Origin of the sequence: Leucothrix mucor DSM 2157 (genome assembly GCF_000419525.1) — a bacterium.
GTDB classification, from domain to species: Bacteria; Pseudomonadota; Gammaproteobacteria; order Thiotrichales; family Thiotrichaceae; genus Leucothrix; species Leucothrix mucor.
The window spans coordinates 1,983,158-2,001,934 of record NZ_ATTE01000001.1 but is presented as its reverse complement, the minus strand read 5'-3'; the positions used below and the strand labels follow the sequence as shown (position 1 = coordinate 2,001,934).

Genomic DNA, 18,777 nt, shown 5'->3' with positions numbered 1-18,777 from the left:
GCGCTCCAGAGAGTTCCGGAGCGCTATTCTTAAGGTCTAAGCCGCGCTGATTCTGATCGCGCAATATTTGACTTCGGCGATTTTGGCGAATGGGTCTAAAGCCGCATTGGTCAAGGTGTTCGCTGCGCCTTCAAAGTAGCAGAAAGGCATGTGTACCGTGCCGCTAGGCGTTAAGTCATCAATACGCGTTTTAATGGTGAGCTCACCGCGACGAGTTTCCAGTTTTAAGTAATCACCGGCGCTCAAGCCCAGTTTGATTAAATCGCGCTGATTGACGGCAACATAAGGCTCTGGCTCCAGCGCATCCAGCATCGAGGCACGGCGTGTCATACTGCCGGTATGCCAATGTTCCAACTGGCGACCGGTAATCAGAATGAAGGGGTAGTCTTCATCGGGCACTTCATCTGGAGAAACAATGCTGGCAGGCACCAGTTTGGCTTTGCCGCTGGCCGTCGGGAATTTATCCGTGAAGATAATCGGCTGGCCAGGGTCGCCTTCCTTGGTGCAAGGGTAAGTAACCGATTCGTGCTGTAAGCGCTCCCAAGTGATCCCCGCAATTGAGTCCATGGCTTGACGCATTTCATTAAATACGGGCTCTGCGCTGTCATATTGCCAATCCTGACCTAAGCGACGCGCCAGCTCCTGAATAATCCACAAGTCCTGCTTGGCATCACCCGGTGGGTCAATGGCTTGGCGACCAAGCTGTACCGAGCGGTCGGAGTTGATAAAGGTACCGGTTTTCTCGGAGAAGGCAGAAGCAGGCAGCACCACATCGGCGAAGTAAGCCGTTTCAGTGAGGAAAATATCCTGCACCACCAAATGCTCTAAATTCGCTAAACCAGCACGGGCATGATTACTGTCAGGGTCCGACATGGCAGGGTTCTCACCTTCCACATATAAACCTTTCAGGTTGCCATTGTAGGCTTCATTCACGATTTCAACGGTGGTTAAGCCCGGTACATTATTGAGCTTGGTATCCCACAAGGTTTCAAAGCGGTGCAGGGCTTTTTCATCAGTGACGGGTTGGTAGTCTGGGAATACCATAGGGATCAGTCCGGCATCCGAGGCACCCTGAACATTATTCTGCCCGCGCAATGGGTGCAAGCCGCTGCCGGGGCGACCGACTTGTCCGGTGATCATGCACAGAGCAATCAGGCAACGCACATTATCAGTTCCGTGTACGTGCTGAGAAACGCCCATGCCCCACAGGATCATGGCATTTTTAGCGGTGGCATACAGACGGGCAATCTCGCGAATGCGGTCCGCTTCGATACCGCAGATAGGCTCCATCGCCTCCGGTGAGAAGGCTTCCAGATGCTCAGCCAGCTCCTCGTAGTTCTCGGTGCGCTTTTCGATAAAGTCTTTATCGGTCAGACCTTCTTTGATAATGACATGCATCATGGCATTCAGTAGCGCCACATCGGAGGCCGGTTTAAAAGCGATATGATGCGTTGCATGGCGTGTCATTTCAGAGCGACGTGGGTCTAACAGAATGAGTTTGGTGCCGTTTTTAATGGCGTTTTTCATCCATGTGGCACCGACCGGATGATTTACCGTCGGATTAGCACCGGTAATGATAATGACATCCGAATCCGACACATCGCCCATTGGATTAGATACTGCGCCGGAGCCCAGTCCTTCCAATAGCGCTACGACCGAGGAGGCATGGCACAGTCGCGTACAGTGATCGACATTGTTACTCTTAAAGCCAGTACGAATCAGTTTCTGGAACAGGTACGCCTCTTCATTACTGCCTTTGGCAGAACCCAGTCCGGCCAATGCATTGCCGCCATCACGCTCAAGGATCTTTTTCAAACCGGCGGCGGCAAAGTCTAAGGCTTCATCCCAGCTGGCTTCGCGGAAAATGGCTTCAGGTTTGGATGGATCAAAGCCTGTCATGTCAGCTGTCTTTGGCACGTCGCTGCGACGAATCAGCGGCTTGGTCAGGCGCTCCGTATTGTGAACATAGTCAAAACCAAAGCGGCCTTTCACGCATAAGCGACCTTCATTCGCGGGGCCATTACGACCTTCCACAAAGACAATTTTGTTTTCTTTAACATTGTAAGTCAGTTGGCAACCCACACCACAGTACGGGCAGATGGAATCAACCTGTTTGTCCGGAATAATCATGCCCGCGCCTTTGGATGGCATCAGCGCGCCAGTTGGGCAAGCTTGTACGCACTCACCACAACCCACGCAGCTGCTATCGCCCATTGGGTCATCAATATCAAAAACAATTTTGGACTCTGCGCCGCGCTTGGCATAGCCAATCACGTCATTCACTTGAATATCTCGGCAAGCACGCAGGCAGCGGGTACATTGAATGCAAGCATCCAGATTAACCGCAATCGCAGGATGTGAACTGTCGGCCTTTACCCGAGGGCGAGCTTCAAAGCGTGGGGCTTGAACCTCAAGGTGTTTAGCCCATTGCGTTAGTTCATTGTTAGGGCTGAAAGTCTCTTCCGGCATATCAGAAAGCAGCAGCTCCAGTACCATTTTCTGGGATTTTTGAGCGCGCTCACTGGCTGAGTTAATCACCATGCCTTCGGTTGGTTTACGGCAGCAAGAGGGTGCGAGTACACGTTCGCCATCAATTTCAACCATGCAGGCACGACAGTTGCCATCAGGAGCTAAGCCATCTTTGTAGCACAGGTGCGGGATTTGAATATCACTGCGCTTGGCCACTTGCAGGATAGTTTCATCAGAGTGAGCTTCTAGCGTGGCGCCATTTAAACTGAAACGTACCACCGGGCTTTCCTTCATTTGTGCACTCATTTATGAACCTCCTTCGGAAAGTATTTGATCACGCTTTGCATAGGGTTGGGAGCCGCTTGGCCGAGTCCGCAGATGGAGGCATCGACCATCACTTCGGAGAGTTCTTTCATCAGGGCCGTATCCCAGTGTTCATGTTGCATGAGCTGGACGGCTTTGCTGGTACCGACACGGCAAGGGGTACATTGGCCGCAGGATTCATGTTCGAAAAACTTCATCGAGTTCAAGGCGCAGTCGCGGGCCGAGTCTTGATCCGATAACACCACCACGGCTGCAGAGCCGATAAATGAGCCATGCGCCTGTAGCGTGTCGAAGTCCAACGGCACGTCGCCTAAGCTGGCAGGTAAAATACCACCAGAGGCTCCACCGGGATAATAGCCGTAGAAGGTATGGCCCTCCGGCATGCCGCCACAATATTCTTCGATTAATTCATTCATGGTGATGCCGGCGGGTGCAAAGTGCACGCCGGGCTTATTCACGCGGCCACTGACTGAGAATGAGCGCATGCCTTTGCGGTTATGGCGGCCTTGATCGACAAACCAATCGACGCCACGCTCAATTAGATCACGTACCCAGTACAGCGACTCCATATTATGTTCCAGTGTCGGGCGGCCAAACAAACCGACCTCAGCCACAAACGGAGGGCGTAGCCGTGGCATCCCGCGCTTGCCTTCAATGGATTCAATCATGGCGGACTCTTCACCGCAGATGTAAGCACCGGCACCGCGGCGCAGTTGAATGGTTGGCAAGTCCAGCGGGAATTGCTCGCGTATTATATCCAGTTCAGTTTCCAGAATATGGCGAATATCTGCGTACTCATCGCGCAGATAAATATAGACATCTTTAATGCCAACCACATCGGCGGCAATTAACATACCTTCCAGGAAACGATGTGGATCACGCTCTAAATAATAGCGGTCCTTAAAGGTTCCGGGCTCGCCTTCATCGATATTTACCGCCATCAACTTAGGGTCGGGCATATCTCTGACAATGTGCCATTTACGACCCACTGGAAAACCTGCACCACCTAAACCGCGAAGATTGGAATCTTCCAGCATGGTTAAGACATGTTCTTCAGTGACATGATTAGCGCGGCAGGCTTTGTAAGTTGCATAGCCACCTTCGGCTAGGTATTGCTCATAGCCAATGTAAGGATCAGGGTGATGCGTGGTGGTACCGGCATTCACGCATTCGATCACTTTTTCAGTGGTGGCGTGTGCAATGGGCAACTGTCCAACAACGGCGACCGGCGCTGACTCACAACGACCCACGCAAGGCACGGGTTGAATGCGCACGCTATCGCCGTATTCGGCTTGCAGTGAGGAGATTAGTTGTTCAGAGCCAAACAGCGAGCAGCTAACCGATTCACAGACGCGGACAGTCAGCGCTGGCGGTGGCTCATCGCCTTCTTTAACGATATCGAAATGATGATAGAAGCTGGCAACCTCGTAGACTTCGGTCTGACTGATTTTCATCAGGGTTGCCAAGGCGTTGATTTGGGCCGCATGCAGACAGCCCTGATCATCTTGAATTCGGTGCAGATATTCGATTAACAAGTCTCTGCGCATGGGTAGGTCTGCAATCAGGGCGCTCACTATTTCCAGTGCGTCCTGATCAAGACCGCGTCCACGCCACTTTTTAGCCTTTTGCTGTTTTGCCATGCTTCCAACTTCCTCGGTCAAGAATTCCTGAATGTTCGCGATAATAGAACGAAGCTTCACTTATAATCAAATGAAGGATACCGTGCGATAGACTTAGTTATACTTATCCATCATGGTAGCTTACAAAGCTGGTCGGGATTAGGTTCAGTTGCTAAAGTAATAGGGTTCCAGCATCAATATTCGACGATTTTACAGACGACATAAGGGTAGCAAACAACGATGACACATTCGGTAACAGTGGCGGTTTTAGCCGGTGGGCAAGGGCGACGATTTGGTGGTCAGGATAAGGGCTTGGTGATGGTGTCTGGCCGTCCACTGATTGAGCACATTCTGGAGCAAGTGTCGTCAGAAACCTCGAATATTGTGATTAATGCGAATCGTAATCAGGCCTTGTATGCCGACTATGGCTATCCGGTGGTGGAAGATATCCTGCCTGATTTTCAGGGGCCTCTGGCGGGTTTTGCGAGTTTAATGCAGCAGTTAAATTGTGAATATATTCTGACTCTGCCTTGCGATGCTCCAACCGTTCCGGTGCAATATTTAGCGCGAATGAAAGCAGCTCAGGAAGCATCGAATGCGGACATTGTGGTGGCGAGTGATGGCCAGCGGTTGCAGCCGGTTCATGCCTTAATTGCCACGCGATTATTGCCCAGCCTGAAAGCCTTTTTAGAACATGGCGAGCGCAAAATAGACCGTTGGTATGCCGAACATAATATGGTGAGTGTTGATTTTAGTGATCAGGCTGAGGCATTTCATAATCTTAATACCGAGGCACAAAAACAGCAGCATGAAGCGGCGCAAGTGTCAGGGCCGGAGGTTAAAAACGGCATCACTTTTCCAATGCCAGTCATCGGCTTTGCCGCGTTTAGTGGTACCGGAAAGACGACCTTGCTAACTAAGGTACTGCCAATTTTACGTGAGCGCGGTTTGCGGGTTGGGATGTTAAAGCATGCGCACCATGCAATGGATATTGATCATCCCGGTAAAGACAGCTATGAGCTACGAAAAGCAGGTGCTGAGCAAATGCTGGTGGTCTCACGTAGCCAAGTGGCATGGGTGCATGAATTACGTGATGGACGCGAAGAGCCTGATTTGCAGGAAGCGTTGAATTTGTTAGACCCTGAAACCTTAGATTTGATTCTGGTGGAAGGCTTCAAGCGGGAAAGCTTTGCTAAAATTGAGTTACATCGCGAAGGATTGCACAAGCCGCTGCTATACCCTGAAGATGACAATATCATCGCCTTTGCCAGTGAGCAGCCTCCTGAAAACTTGCCTATCCCATGGATTAACCTTAATTCACCTGAGGATATGGCGACGTTTATTTACCAAAAATATCAGGAGTCGTTATGAGCAGCCGGATCGAAACGGCCCCCAGTTGTGCCAGTGCCTTTGAACCAGGTGTGTTGCGGGTTGATGAGGCCTTAGCGGATATCTTGTCGCAGGTCGAGCCGCTAACCGATGCGATCAAACGGCCATTGCGAGATTGTTTGGGGCAGGTTTTAGCGCAATCGGTGATCTCGCCGATTAATGTGCCGGGGCATCGAAACTCGGCAATGGACGGCTATGCGCTGCGCGGGGCTGATTTACCGGATGACAGTATTCAAAGCTTTGACATTGTGGGCACTGCTATGGCCGGTGCTAGCTTTGAGGGTGACTGTCAGACAGGTCAATGCGTACGGATTATGACTGGTGCGATTATGCCGGAAGGCACTGATACTGTCGTTATGCAGGAACAGTCTGAGCGTGTTGATGAGGCGACTGTGCGTATCGGTAGCGGCCATAAGCTTGGACAAAATGTGCGCCAAGCAGGTGAAGATATTGCGCTGGGTACAACTGTATTTAATCCGGGGCGAAAAATTACAGCGGCAGACTTAGGTATTCTCGCTTCATTTGGTTTTGCTGAAGTCGCGGTGAAGCGTAAAATTCGGGTGGCCTTTTTCTCAACGGGCGATGAGTTGCGTAGCGTTGGTGAGACCTTAGTTGAAGGTGAGATTTACGACAGCAATCGCTACACGCTGTATGGCATGTTGCGGCAGTTGGGTGTCGAGATATTAGATATGGGCGTGGTGCCGGATCAGCCGGAGCGCGTAAAGCAGGCCTTTGAGCAAGCCGCTGCCATGGCCGATGTGGTGATTACCTCAGGTGGCGTATCTGTCGGTGAGGCGGATTACATCAAACCGACGCTTCGCGAATTGGGCGAAATCAATTTCTGGAAAATTGCTATGAAACCCGGTCGGCCACTCACCTATGGCAAATTGGGTAAGGCGCATTTCTTTGGCTTGCCGGGTAATCCGGTGGCGGTCATGGTCACATTCCTGCAGTTTGTGAAGCCGGCATTGCAGCAATTATCTGGTGCTGAAGTAATTCCACCATTGCGCTTTAAGGCGCGCGCTTGCAATGCAATTCGCAAGCGGCCAGGGCGCATGGAGTTTCAGCGTGGCATTTATTCTCAAGCGGAAGATGGCAATTTACAGGTGCGGTTAACTGGTCGCCAAGGCTCTGGGATTTTAAGTTCGATGAGTTTGGCGAACTGCTTTATCGTACTGCCAGATGAGCAAGCGGATGTCGCCATTGGCGATGAGATACTGGTTGAGCCGATTTTATAAGATTAAGCTTCGATTATTTTGGACGCGGGGGCTATGGTTTTATAGCAGACCCTGTGTAGAATGGAGCTCAGAACAGAGGATAAAATAGCGTATGTCTGAAGCACAATCCCCCCAGCTAATAGATCGTTTTGGTCGCAAAATTAATTATTTACGCATTTCAGTCACTGACCGTTGCGATCTGCGCTGTGTGTATTGTATGTCGGAAGACATGACGTTTATGCCTCGTGCCAAGCTGTTAACGCTGGAAGAAATTGCCAGAATCGCGAAGCAGTACGTAGATTTAGGCGTTGATAAAATCCGCATTACCGGTGGTGAGCCGCTGACTCGTCGCAATGTGATGAAGCTGTTTAATGATTTAGGTGCCATGGAAGGATTAAAAGATCTGACCGTGACCACTAATGGCACGCTACTGACCAAATACGCGGCAGAGCTCAAAAGCGCGGGAGTCACTCGTATTAATGTGAGCTTGGATACCCTGAGAGCCGACCGCTTTAAGGAAATTACCCGCATTGGTGATATCAAAAAGACACTTGATGGTATTGATGCCGCAGTGGCTCAGGGCTTCAAACGCATTAAGCTCAATGCCGTGATTATGAAGAATCATAATGACGATGAGATTCTGGATTTGGTGGAATATGTTCGTGATCGCGGCATCGATATTTCTTTTATCGAAGAAATGCCATTAGGTGATACCGGCCAGCACGATCGTGATAAATCGTATTGCTCCAGTGATGAAGTGTTAAAGCGAATCGAAGCGCAGTACAGCTTGCTGCCAAGCACTGAAACCACTGGCGGCCCATCGCGCTACTACCGTACTGCCGATAGTGACTCACGCATTGGCTTTATCTCACCGCATAGCCATAATTTCTGTGATGACTGTAACCGTGTGCGCATTACCGCAGAAGGGCGTTTATTGCTGTGTTTGGGGCAAGAGCACTCCATGGATTTGCGGGCTATTGTACGGGCGCATCCTACGGATGATGTGGTACTCCGTCAGTCGATTATCGATTCCATGCAGATTAAACCGAAAGGTCATGATTTTGATGTGACCGCTAAACCTATCATTATGCGACATATGAGCGTGACCGGTGGCTAATTCTAATTCAACGTCTCTGACGGCAAAGCGCCCACAGTTAACCAGCGAAGGTCTTGGTGCTTCGATCTCAGCGGTAGCTCATGATGAGTTTGGTGAGCCACGCGAAGGACACATTGCCGCCGAGCGAGCACTGACAATTTATTTGGATAAGCGGGAAATTCTCACGTTAATGACGTTAGGCTCTCAGCCGGAGTTATTGGTATTAGGCTGGTTGAAAAATCAGAACCTGATCAGTGATATTTCTGAAGTTGAATCTGTGCAAATCGATTGGGAAGTCGAAGCAGCGGTGATTACTACGCGCGGCGGTGTCGATGGTTTGGAGAAAAAACTAGAGCATCGCACTGTGACGACTGGCTGTGGTCAGGGCACTATGTTTGGTCGCTTGATGGATAGTCTTGATCAAATCAAAATTCCAAAAGTGACAGTGAAGCAATCCCAGATTTATGGTTTGTTAGATAGCTTAAATCAACATAATGAAGTCTATCGTAAAGCTGGTGCCGTGCATGGCTGTGCGCTATGTCATGGTACGGAGATCTTAAGCTTTGTTGAAGATGTAGGTCGCCATAATGCGGTCGATACGATTGCCGGTTATATGTGGCTGGAAGATGTTAGCGGTGGTGATAAATGGTTTTATACCACAGGGCGCTTGACCTCCGAAATGGTGATTAAAGTTGCACAAATGGGTATTCCGGTATTGTTATCGCGCTCTGGTGCGACCCAAATGGGGCTAGAGTTGGCGCAGCAGTTAGGCGTGGTGTTGATTGCTCGCGCCAAGGGGAAGCACTTTCTGGTGTATCAAGGCGCTGATCAAATCGTTTATGATGCTCCGCCGAAGCAGATCAAGTCTGGCAACTAAATTCCTTTCTATCTAATTTTCTGATGCAGTAAAGCCATGCAGCAATCCCTAAGTGCTACGATTTTAGACGCGATCCGCTTGCTGTTAAGTGGTGATCCAGCGCTTTGGGATATTATCGGGATTTCCTTTCAGGTTTCACTCTCTGCCTTATTTATTGCCTTAGTGCCGGCTATGGCGCTGGGCTTTATCCTCGCGTTTTATGACTTCTTTGGTCGTCGCCTGCTGATTGCGCTGTCGAATACCATGCTATCGGTTCCTGCGGTGGTGATTGGGCTCACTTTCTATTTATTACTTTCTCGCCAAGGGCCATTGGGTGATTTACGTTTGCTGTTTACTCAGTCAGCCATGATTATCGGGCAGATTGCCTTGTGCTTTCCGTTGCTGGTGGCGATGAGCCATACTGCCTTTCAAGCCGTTGACCGACGGGCTTGGGAGACGGCCATTACTATCGGTATTAGCCCTTTAGGTGCTTTATATTTGATGATGCGTGAAGCGCGATTTGCCTTATTAGCTGCGGTGTTGGCAAGCTTTGGACGCATTATTGCTGAGGTTGGTGCGTCGATGATGCTGGGTGGCAATATCCTTCATTACACCCGTAATATTCCCACTGCTATTGCGCTGGAAACTAGCAAAGGTGAATTTGCCCAAGGTATTGCTTTGGGGATTGTTTTGCTGCTGTTGGCTTTTACGCTCAATATCTTGCTGCATTTATTTCAGGGTAAGGGGGCATTGTCATGAATGCTGCAGCCCAAACTTCACTAAAGCCCTTAATTCATTTTGAGCAAGTTACTAAATCATTTAAGGGCCGTGTGGTTCTAAAGGATTTGAGTATTGATCTGCAGGTAGGGCAATGCCATTTATTGCTCGGTGATAATGGCGCAGGGAAGTCGACCTTATTGCGTATTTTAGCTGGCCTATTAAAGCCTGATAACGCAGTTATAGAAGCTGATCTTGGTGGCGCTAGCTGGCGTAAGCAACGTAATGTATTGCGATCAAAGATTATGTATCTGCATCAAGCGCCTTACTTATTTGATGGTAGTGTGCGAAAGAATCTTGAATATGCGCTGCCAAAATACCTATCTCGCCGTGAGCAGCAGGCTAGTTTACGGAGTGTAATGGATTGGGGTGGCTTGCAAGCTTTGGCGGATAATCCCGCAAAGCAATTGTCCGGTGGTGAAAAGCAGCGTTTAGCTTTGGCGCGTGCCCGATTAAGGCAGCCTGAAATTATGCTATTGGATGAGCCAACGGCAAACTTAGATTATAAAGCGCGAGAGCAAACGGTTGATCTGCTAAAGAGTCTGAAGTCATCAGGTGTTTCGCTGCTGATTGCCTGTCACGATCATCATGAGCTGGATGCTTTGGCGGATGGGGTCTATCGACTGGAAAACGGTGCACTCAGGCATACTATGAGTTAAGCCTTTTAAAGTTCCAGCATGAAGCGATCCATTAACTGGCGTGTAGCAAGGCACATATTCTGTATATCAAAAGCAGCGGCCTTGAATGTGCTAATGCGCAAAACTACTCGCATATCAAACACTGACCTTCTTCATTGGCCAATACCGTGCGCTTTGCATCGGTAATCTTTTCGTAATTCGCTGTTAATGTGTCGCAAGTTAGTATGTTGATTGAAGTTTCAACATAATCACTGACATCGCCTAACTGAATTAAGGCGGTGGTGATTGCGCTCTATTCTCAAAATAACGATTTAGCGTAGATATTTGGCGGCTGTTTAAGCCGCCCCGTTTTTCTTTCCAGAAAGCGGTTTACCAGCAGCGTTAAATGTCAGTCTTACTTTGAGCCCAGGTTTATTATCTAGCAACTCAATAGTACCGCTGTGGCGCTCAACTACCGCTTTAACCAAGCTCAGACCTAATCCATTACCGGGCGTGCTACGCGCGCTATCCAAGCGAGTAAAACGCTCAAATACCACCTCACGCTTATCTTCTGGAATTCCTGTTCCAGAATCAGCCACCTCAATAATAAATTGCTTTTTATTGTGCATGGCATTTAATGAAATCGTGCCATTTGGAGGTGTGAACTTTACCGCATTATCGAGCAAATTCGTTAAGGTTTGCGCCAATAGCTGGTGATCGCCCAAGATAAAGGCATTGCCTTTGATATCGCAGGTGAAGTTGATTTCAGATTCTTCAGCAACAATTGAGTACAGCTCTGCAAGCTCATCAATAAACTTGCGAGTATCAATCAATACCCAGTCATGATCGTGCTTGCCAGATTCGGCTTGTGCAATGCTTAGCAGGGCGTTGAAGGTGCGAATAATGTCATCAATATCCTGAATTGCTTCTTGCTGGACTTGCTGGCAGCTTTCTTTGTCCAGATTCTCAATTAGCGAGACTTCCAGGCGATTGCGTAAACGGTTTAGTGGATTACGTAAATCATGCGCTAAGTTGTCCGTTACCTGATGCATGCTCTGCATGAGCTGTTCAATACGCGACAGCATGGTATTTAATACGGTACTTAAGCGGTCGAATTCATCATTTTTAGTAGTGACCTGCATACGCTGGCTAAGGTCGCCATCAATGATTTCACCAGCTGTTTTACGTACGCTGTTAATCCGATGCAACACGCCATAACCAAGCATGGCCCCACCGGCCATGGCCAGTGTAAACATCAGCACAATAAGCGTGATAATAACATTCAGGATGCGGGCAAGCAGTGCCTGACGCTCGAATAAGTCAGTACCGACCAGCATTTGATAGCCATCCGGCAGCAGTGTTAATAGCACGCGGGCAGGTTGGGTAAACTGTTTCTTCTGAGAGTCAGGGGCAGTAATAACGGTATTTAACGGCACCGTAGCAAAAAAGTTATCACCCGGCAGCATCGCTCTTTTTTCAGGCGCAATTTCTTCAATCAAATCACGTTGTTCGCGATTTAACAGTGCGTAAAGGAAGAATTTTGAACGGCCATCGGTATTCAACTGATTCATTTCCTGAGTCAGCGCGTTGATTTTACCGTTGTTATAGAGGCTGAGCAGGGCGTTAGTCTCAGCGCTCAACTGAGAGTCAGTTTGAGCGCGGATTTCTTTAGCTGAGTTCCAATAGATAAAACTAATGGCACCTGTACTAATAAGACTAAATACCAACGCGTAAACCAGAGAGATCCGGAATGCCGTTGTATTGATTAATCTAAGAAGCATGTAGCGAGTATCCCGCGCCTCTTACTGTGTGAAGCAGTGGCATGGAAAAATCGCGGTCGATTTTGCTACGCAGGCGACTGATATGAACATCAATCACGTTAGTTTGTGGGTCGAAATGATAATCCCAAACGTTCTCTAATAGCATGGTGCGGGTCACGACTTCATTAGCGTGGCGCATCAAGTATTCGAGCAGGGTAAATTCGCGAGGTTGCAGGTGAATCACCTGACCGGCACGAGTTACTGAGTGTTTGATTAGATCCATTTGCAAGTCATGTACACGAAGCAGTGTCTGCTCCTGTGCAGGACTAGCGCGGCGGACTAAGGCTTGAAGACGGGCCAATAATTCACTGAAGGCGTATGGCTTGACTAAGTAGTCATCACCGCCGGCTCGTAAACCTTCGACGCGATCATCCACGTCCCCTAGCGCGCTAAGGATCAGGACGGGAGTCTTCATTTTCTGCTCCCGTAAGTCTTTTATGACATCCAGACCGTTCTTCTTCGGCAGCATCCGGTCAATAATCAACACATCATACTGGCCGGTTAAAGCCATATGATAACCATCCTCACCATTGTCTGCATGGTCGGCTACGTGTCCGGATTCCGCTAAGCCCTTTTGAATGAAGCTGGCGGTCTGAGTATCGTCTTCTATTAGTAACATGTGCATAGGCAGAGTATAGGGCAGAGTGAGGAGTGGCGAGTAATTAAGATTTGTTAAGGTGAGATAATTATCATAAACCGATTGAGATAGTTTTGATTAAGTGAGCAGAAGTCGCTGATTTATGGCGGCATTCTGCACACTTGAATTAGTTTTTATCCTTAACAATGTGGCTTTCGGTACCCATGATGATTTTCTGAATATTAGGGATGTGACGCCAGTAAATAAGCGCGGTAATCACTAATAAACCAAAGCCCAAAGCGGCGGATTTGGTGACTAAGTAAAAGTAAAACGGTGCAAATAATGTCGCGATCAACGCAGAGGCGGATGAGATGTTCAGTGCAAATGCTGAAGCCATCCAAGTCACTAATACCGCTAAACCAATAACAGGATTTAAGCCAAGATAAACCCCCATCGCCGTGGCAACGCCTTTACCACCGACAAAGCCATAAAAGACTGGAAATAAGTGACCCATAAAGGCAGCGATGGCAATCAATACTACCCACATATCATCCAAGCCCAGTGCTTTTGCAACGACGACAGGGATCAGTCCTTTGAGTGCATCACCTAGCAAGGTGAATAGTGCGGGAATCTTGCCGCCCAGTCGTAATACGTTAGTGGTTCCCGGATTATTGGAGCCATGCGTACGAGGGTCTGGAAAGCCAAACAGGGACGATGCAAGAATTGCTGTGGAAACAGAGCCCATTAAATAGGCAGCGGCGATCAGCAAAATTGGTAGTATAATATTCATTTTTGAATTCTACCAAAGAGCCGATTGTTTTGAACGCATTTTTTTCAACAAATTCAACACCCTTGATTGCTTTACACGGCTGGGGAATGAATGCTTCGGTATGGCAATCACTGAGCACCTACCTACCTGAAAACCTTGAGTTTCGCTGCCTGGATTTACCAGGTCATGGTCAGACTGAATTGCTGGATAATAATGAGTTTGAGACAGCGGTAGAGTGGCTGGCAGCTCAGTTTGAGGGGCGTTGTCACTTGTTAGGCTGGTCGATGGGGGGATTATTGGCGCAGGCTTTTGCGTTGAAATATCCTGAGCGGATTGCTTCATTGTCGCTAGTGGCCAGTACGCCGTGCTTTGTGCAGCAAGCTGATTGGCAGTGCGGCATGGAGCCTGCGGTTCTGGCGCAGTTTGCTCAAGCGCTAAAGGAAAATCAGAATACGACAATTCGGCGTTTCATTGGATTACAGTTCATGGGAGAATCGGCGACCGCCAAATTGCAGAAGGCTTTACTGCAATCGGTGTTAGCCCGACCTGCCAGTCCTATGGCGCTGGAACGTGGTATTCAATGGCTGCAGGAGGCAGATTACCGCCAATCACTGAGCCGTTTACCGCCATCGCACTGGATGTTTGGCACGCTGGATCGTCTGATTCCCCCAGAGGCGGGAGCTGTAGTTGCTGAGCAGCTAGTGGCTGGGCGAGTAGATTATTTTGAGGGTTGTGGGCATGCGCCTTTCATGACGCAACCACAGCAATTTGCTGAACGCCTGATGGAATTCATTCAGGCTCACACGAGTTAACCGCTATTTTGAGTGCTTTTGATAAACACAAAACACGGCAGAGTTTTGATCGTGCCGCACATCGCTATGATCAATCCGCTGGCTTGCAGCAGCAGGTTGCCGAAACCTTGATGGACCGCCAGTTAGGTTCCAGCCTTAAGCCTTCAGCTATTCTGGATTTAGGTTGTGGTACAGGGCAGGTGGCACATATCTTATGTAAGGCCTACTCCGCAGCGACGATGACGGCTCTGGACTTCTCGCCTAAAATGTTGGATCAGACCGCCAAGCGCCTGATGCAATGCAATTATCACGCTGAACTTGTTTGCGCAGATGCTGAACACTTACCTTTTTCAGCGGCCAGCTTTGATTTAATTGCCTCTAGTCTAATGCTGCAATGGAGTAATGACTTGCAGGCGACATTAAGTGCCTGTCGTGATTGCTTGAAAGAGAATGGCGAAATGGCATTCAGCACGTTTCTCACCGGTACATTGCTTGAAGTGAGAAGTAGCTGGGAGATGGTTGATCAGGAACCTCACACAAGTGACTTTATTGAATTAGAAGCCCTTCATCATACACTTGAGGGCGCAGGCTTTAGTCAGATCGAAATCACCACCGAAACTATCGTCATGCCATACCCCTCTGTGCGTGAAATGATTATGGACATTAAGCGTATCGGTGCGAGTAATGCTCGTGTTGAGCGCGAGCGTGGCTTGACGGGAAAAGCGCGATTTGCTGCATTTGAGCGCGCTTTTGATACATTTCGTAGGTTGGATGGGATATATCCTTGCACTTGGCAGCTGGCCTATGTTTATGTAAAAAAATAATCCATTTATTTTAGGGTTCTTAACAGTTTGTAATGTCAATTGGCCTGATTTTCGTGTAGGTTTTTGAGCTGCATGTTGTTGTATAGTAAAGGCTAAACCTAGTCTCATTTAAAAAAATAATGAGCAAACATCAAATATACTGTTGGTGATTGATAAGAAGTGTTATCTTGTCTGTGTCGCATCTTTCAGTAATATCAAGCCCTTGTGATTACCCGATCACGTTGGTTGATAGTAATATTTCCGATTTTAAAATGGCGTGGAAAGATCATAATGAGTGCACTTGCAATGACTTTGACCATCGGTGTATTCGTTATGCTGATTGTTGTAATTGCGTTTATTTTTACCGCCAAAAGCGGTCAGTATGATGATTTAGATGGATCGGCCCATCGTATTTTGATGGATGACGATGACCCACGTATACCCGGAAATAAAGCAAAACAAACAGCAAAGCATAAGAAGCAAAAAGATGACTGATAATAACTTTTATACCCCCGAGAAGTTCAGTCGCAACACCCCCGACGTTATCTCCATGCCTATGAAATAACACCATGGAATAACACCATTGAATCGCCTGCGGGTAGGCATTCAAATGACAAGCAAAAGGAGATTGTAAGTCATATGTCTGATAGAAGACTTCAAGTGTTTCATGCAGTAGCAAGGATGCTAAGCTTCACTAAAGCAGCCGAAGTTCTACACATGACTCAACCAGCCGTTACGTTTCAAATTCGACAACTCGAAGAGCAATTCGATACCCGACTATTTGATCGTGCCCATAATAAAGTCAGTTTGACGGATGCCGGCCATTTGGTATTTGAATATGCCGAAACCATATTTGAGCAATATTCTGCCATGGATAATGCCATTCGTGAGATGACTGGAAATTTCAATGGCTCACTCACCATTGGCGCCAGTACTACTATTGCAGAGTACATGTTGCCAGCCTTGCTGGGTGACTATAATGCCGAAAACCCTGATGTACGCTTGCGCCTGAGGGTATCCAATACCGAAGGCATTGTATCGATGATTGAAAATAACGTCATCGACCTCGGCGTGGTAGAGGGGCCGATTGCCAATAAAAACCTGCTTGTGGAAGTTTGCCGCTTAGATGATTTAGTGGTCGTTGTACCGCCAGGTCATGAGCTTATCGCCGCATCCACCGGTCAATCTGGTTTGGCGCTCAAAGAGGTAATGAATTATCCTTTTATTTGCCGTGAACAAGGATCAGGGACTCGTGAAGTCATCACTGATTATCTTCAAGAGTGCGGTTTAGAAAAGAATTTACTGAAGAACTGCCTGGAATTGGGTAGTCCTGAGTCCATTAAAGGTGCAATAGAAGCCGGTATGGGGGTTTCTATTTTATCCAGTGTAAGTATTGCAAAGGAGCTGAAATTAGGCACTTTGCACGCTATTCCGCTGAACCCTCCGTTGCAGCGTGAGTTTTCATTTGTCAGACAGCGGCAGAAGTTTAAAGTAAAAGCGATGGATGAGTTGCTGGATTTTGCCCGTAGCTACTGCATTTCAGGAAAGCCGCTGATTCGCATGTAATTTCTGAGCTTGTTCGGGTGACACTCATTCGCTTTACCTGTAAATTACCTGCTCACGGACGAGAAGGATAATTGACAGTGATTGCTGTGAGTCATCGCCCGAATAATACGGAACTACTGTACCGTTGTTTGGACTAAAGGGTGAACACAGATTTCAAGGCAGGGCTGCCGTACAATGTTATTGACGAATTTGAGTTGCTGTTCCAGCAATCCTACGAACTTTCATTACAGAAATAAAATAAATGATTAAACTGATCAATGATTGGTACACGCGTCATTTTTCGGATCCGCAGGTTGCGATTTTGGCGTTCTTATTACTGCTTGGTTTTGCAGTGGTTTTCTTCGCCGGAAACCTGCTGACTCCCTTGTTTGCAGCTGTCATTATTGCCTATTTGCTGGACGGTGCAGTTGAGGGGTTAAAGCGCTTGAGGATTCCGCAATTCATTGCGATGTTACTGACCTTTAGCTCGTTTATGTTGTTTTTGACCGTCGTGATTTTTATTCTGGCACCACTGATGTTTAAGCAAACCACTCAGTTTATGTTGGAAATCCCTCGCATGCTGGCCGAAGGGCAAGGTGTGATCATGATGTTGCCTGAAAAGTATCCCACCATCATTTCGCAAGAGTTCATGGGTGAAATTCTAATCAGCATTAAAGGGCATCTTACTGCTTTGTCTCAGAAGTTTGTGACCTTGTCGGTTGCTTCTGTGGTGGATGTATTTACCTTCCTAGTCTACTTAGTCGTGGTGCCATTACTGGTATTTTTCTTCCTGAAAGATAAATACATGATTTTGTCGTGGTTCCGCAGTTTTCTGCCGCGCGACCGTGCTTTAGTTGCAGCGGTTTGGAGTGAAGTAAACGATAAAATTACTGGCTATGTTCGTGGTAAATTTATGGAGATCCTCGTTATTTGGGTTATCTCTTACATCACCTTCCTGATTTTCGGTTTGAATTACGCCTTGCTGCTGTCTTTTGTGGTGGGTATTTCGGTACTGATCCCGTACGTTGGGGCGATTGCGGTTACTTTGCCGGTAGCCATTGTGGCGTACTTCCAGTGGGGCTACAGCTATGAAACGGTCTATGTGCTGACGGCTTATGCGGTGATTCAATTCCTGGATGGTAATTTATTAGTGCCATTACTGTTCTCTGAAATGGTGAATTTGCATCCTGCGGCAATCATTATGTCAGTACTAGTCTTCGGTGGCCTGTGGGGTATGTGGGGTGTATTCTTTGCGATTCCATTGGCGACACTGGTACATTCGGTGATGAACTCCTGGCCGCGTCGTGCTGTTTAGGCGTTTCGCCATATTGACTGTGGGTTCTGACGGACTGCGTGGTTGATTATCAGGTTCAGTTAAGTGACCAGCGTTATCCTTATACGCTGGTCAAATCCAAACGAGCTCGCTATCTGCGGCTCAAGTTGGCGCAAACGGGTGAGTTGAGCTTGGTTGTGCCAAATGGCGTAAGTCTTGCCAAAGCTCATGCATTCGTTGCTTCCCAAGCTGCATGGCTAGAAAACAAACTCCAGACATTATCACCAGAAGCTATTAAGCCTTGGGCCAAGCCCGAGCTGCTAGATTTGGCTTATCTTGATGAGCGCTGGACGATTAAGTATTTTCCGCAGGCCTCGGGCTCTATCATACTGCGCACATCCGCAGGGCAGTTGGAATGCTATGGCGATGTGGATGATGCTGAGCTGCTTAAAAAAACACTTGGACGCTGGCTCAAGGCTAAGGCAGAAAAGGTCTTATCGTCGCGCTTGAAATGGCTGGCGGAGCAGCATGGTTTTAACTATCAGCGTTTAACTATTCGTGGCCAGAAAACACGTTGGGGCAGTTGTTCTGGTAAGAAGAATATCAACTTAAATTATAAGTTACTGTTCTTAGGTCAAGCGCTAGTGGACTATGTATTGATTCATGAGTTGTGTCACACCATTGAGATGAATCATTCATCACGGTTTTGGGCGCTGGTGGCTGACTGTGATGCGAACTACAAAGCTCACGATAAATTGCTTAATCAGGCTAGTCGCAGCATACCTTTGTAGTTTCAACTCACGTTTGTATCTCCCTGTTTTATTTATTAATTAGG

At 47.9% G+C, this 18,777-nt stretch carries 17 protein-coding genes; 12 read left to right on the top strand and 5 right to left on the bottom strand.

Features of this window, described 5'->3' with window-relative positions:
• Nucleotides 1–36 precede the first annotated feature (36 nt).
• A complete protein-coding gene (gene fdhF, locus LEUMU_RS25290; RefSeq protein WP_022951941.1) occupies nucleotides 37–2,775 on the bottom strand; it encodes a formate dehydrogenase subunit alpha in 2,739 nt (912 codons plus the stop codon).
• Complete coding sequence (locus LEUMU_RS0108890; protein ID WP_022951940.1) at nucleotides 2,772–4,433, bottom strand: NAD(P)H-dependent oxidoreductase subunit E; 1,662 nt, start codon at nucleotides 4,431–4,433, stop codon at nucleotides 2,772–2,774. The genes fdhF and LEUMU_RS0108890 overlap by 4 nt, the downstream gene beginning before the upstream one ends.
• 219 nt (nucleotides 4,434–4,652) lie before the next feature.
• Between LEUMU_RS0108890 and mobA the strand changes: the two genes are divergently transcribed.
• From mobA to LEUMU_RS25285, 6 genes are all read left to right on the top strand, one after another.
• Nucleotides 4,653–5,783, top strand: coding sequence for a molybdenum cofactor guanylyltransferase MobA (gene mobA / locus LEUMU_RS29150; RefSeq protein WP_022951939.1), 1,131 nt, complete (start codon nucleotides 4,653–4,655; stop codon nucleotides 5,781–5,783).
• Complete coding sequence (moeA, locus tag LEUMU_RS0108880) at nucleotides 5,780–7,039, top strand: molybdopterin molybdotransferase MoeA (RefSeq protein WP_022951938.1); 1,260 nt, start codon at nucleotides 5,780–5,782, stop codon at nucleotides 7,037–7,039. Before mobA ends, moeA begins: the two co-directional genes overlap by 4 nt.
• A 91-nt stretch (nucleotides 7,040–7,130) precedes the next feature.
• Nucleotides 7,131–8,135, top strand: coding sequence for a GTP 3',8-cyclase MoaA (gene moaA, locus LEUMU_RS0108875; RefSeq protein WP_022951937.1), 1,005 nt, complete (start codon nucleotides 7,131–7,133; stop codon nucleotides 8,133–8,135).
• Complete coding sequence (locus tag LEUMU_RS0108870) at nucleotides 8,128–8,991, top strand: formate dehydrogenase accessory sulfurtransferase FdhD (protein WP_022951936.1); 864 nt, start codon at nucleotides 8,128–8,130, stop codon at nucleotides 8,989–8,991. Before moaA ends, LEUMU_RS0108870 begins: the two co-directional genes overlap by 8 nt.
• A gap of 36 nt (nucleotides 8,992–9,027) precedes the next feature.
• Nucleotides 9,028–9,729, top strand: coding sequence for an ABC transporter permease (locus LEUMU_RS0108865; RefSeq protein WP_022951935.1), 702 nt, complete (start codon nucleotides 9,028–9,030; stop codon nucleotides 9,727–9,729).
• A complete protein-coding gene (locus LEUMU_RS25285; protein ID WP_022951934.1) occupies nucleotides 9,726–10,406 on the top strand; it encodes an ATP-binding cassette domain-containing protein in 681 nt (226 codons plus the stop codon). Before LEUMU_RS0108865 ends, LEUMU_RS25285 begins: the two co-directional genes overlap by 4 nt.
• A gap of 314 nt (nucleotides 10,407–10,720) precedes the next feature.
• On the opposite strand, the gene LEUMU_RS25280 is transcribed toward LEUMU_RS25285, so the two are convergent.
• The 3 genes from LEUMU_RS25280 to plsY all read right to left on the bottom strand — a co-directional run bounded on the left by LEUMU_RS25280 (nucleotide 10,721) and on the right by plsY (nucleotide 13,551).
• On the bottom strand, nucleotides 10,721–12,145 hold the full coding sequence (locus tag LEUMU_RS25280; protein WP_022951933.1) for a sensor histidine kinase: 1,425 nt from the start codon (nucleotides 12,143–12,145) through the stop codon (nucleotides 10,721–10,723).
• A complete protein-coding gene (locus LEUMU_RS0108850) occupies nucleotides 12,135–12,803 on the bottom strand; it encodes a response regulator transcription factor (RefSeq protein ID WP_022951932.1) in 669 nt (222 codons plus the stop codon). Before LEUMU_RS0108850 ends, LEUMU_RS25280 begins: the two co-directional genes overlap by 11 nt.
• A gap of 145 nt (nucleotides 12,804–12,948) precedes the next feature.
• Nucleotides 12,949–13,551: a glycerol-3-phosphate 1-O-acyltransferase PlsY gene (gene plsY / locus LEUMU_RS0108845; RefSeq protein ID WP_022951931.1), complete on the bottom strand. Its 603-nt coding sequence runs from the start codon at nucleotides 13,549–13,551 to the stop codon at nucleotides 12,949–12,951.
• 2 nt (nucleotides 13,552–13,553) lie between these two features.
• Between plsY and bioH the strand changes: the two genes are divergently transcribed.
• The 6 genes from bioH (at nucleotide 13,554) to LEUMU_RS27865 (ending at nucleotide 18,733) form a co-directional block, all read left to right on the top strand.
• On the top strand, nucleotides 13,554–14,342 hold the full coding sequence (bioH, locus tag LEUMU_RS25275) for a pimeloyl-ACP methyl ester esterase BioH (protein WP_022951930.1): 789 nt from the start codon (nucleotides 13,554–13,556) through the stop codon (nucleotides 14,340–14,342).
• A gap of 8 nt (nucleotides 14,343–14,350) precedes the next feature.
• Nucleotides 14,351–15,145: a malonyl-ACP O-methyltransferase BioC gene (gene bioC, locus LEUMU_RS25270; protein WP_022951929.1), complete on the top strand. Its 795-nt coding sequence runs from the start codon at nucleotides 14,351–14,353 to the stop codon at nucleotides 15,143–15,145.
• A 270-nt stretch (nucleotides 15,146–15,415) separates the two neighbouring features.
• On the top strand, nucleotides 15,416–15,619 hold the full coding sequence (ccoS, locus tag LEUMU_RS0108830; protein ID WP_022951928.1) for a cbb3-type cytochrome oxidase assembly protein CcoS: 204 nt from the start codon (nucleotides 15,416–15,418) through the stop codon (nucleotides 15,617–15,619).
• A 144-nt stretch (nucleotides 15,620–15,763) separates the two neighbouring features.
• Nucleotides 15,764–16,690, top strand: a complete 927-nt coding sequence (locus LEUMU_RS0108825; protein ID WP_026744613.1) for a LysR family transcriptional regulator — start codon at nucleotides 15,764–15,766, stop codon at nucleotides 16,688–16,690.
• A gap of 241 nt (nucleotides 16,691–16,931) precedes the next feature.
• Nucleotides 16,932–17,984, top strand: a complete 1,053-nt coding sequence (locus LEUMU_RS0108820) for an AI-2E family transporter (RefSeq protein WP_022951926.1) — start codon at nucleotides 16,932–16,934, stop codon at nucleotides 17,982–17,984.
• A 38-nt stretch (nucleotides 17,985–18,022) separates the two neighbouring features.
• Entirely contained in the window at nucleotides 18,023–18,733 is a 711-nt protein-coding gene (locus LEUMU_RS27865) for a M48 family metallopeptidase (RefSeq protein ID WP_022951925.1), read from the top strand.
• The last annotated feature ends 44 nt before the right edge of the window (nucleotides 18,734–18,777 follow it).